Origin of the sequence: Mesorhizobium sp. M7A.F.Ca.US.011.01.1.1, assembly GCF_003998295.1 — a bacterium.
Classification (GTDB): Bacteria; Pseudomonadota; Alphaproteobacteria; order Rhizobiales; family Rhizobiaceae; genus Mesorhizobium.
Genome location: NZ_RZRT01000262.1, coordinates 1 through 431, shown reverse-complemented (window position 1 = coordinate 431; position 431 = coordinate 1). Strand labels below are relative to the sequence as shown.

Annotated in this window: 1 protein-coding gene; it reads left to right on the top strand. The window is 56.1% G+C overall.

The annotated features are described in order from the left end of the window. Positions 1 to 41 precede the first annotated feature (41 nt). Positions 42 to 284: a DUF982 domain-containing protein gene (locus tag EOA13_RS37650; RefSeq protein ID WP_127298076.1), complete on the top strand. Its 243-nt coding sequence runs from the start codon at positions 42 to 44 to the stop codon at positions 282 to 284. Positions 285 to 431 lie beyond the last annotated feature (147 nt).

Genomic DNA, 431 nt, shown 5'->3' with positions numbered 1-431 from the left:
CGCGAAGACCGTGTCACGGTCGGAATTGAGAGTGTAATTGCATGTCGAGCAGGTTTGTCCGGCCCGTGGTGGTGCAAGTTGGCCGGCATGACCGTGAGCGCATCATATTCGATGTGAACGACGCGGCGACGATCCTGCTGCGGAGTTTCCCTCATCAGACGAACAAGCGAAAACTGGCTATGGATGCATGTCTTCAGGTTCTGCGTGGTGAAGCCCGGACGCCGGTAGCGAGACGGGCCTTTGTTACAGCGGCGTTAGAAGCGAAAATCCTACGCAGCGACTGATAGCCAAATGGATAGTAGGCTCAATGGCTCCCAGAGTGACTGGGGAAGCAGAGCTTCACGCTGTCGCACAGCGATGACCGGGATTTGTGCAGTCGAAGCAGAACATCGAGTCCTGCCATCATGGGAAACAACCCGACGTTCATCTGC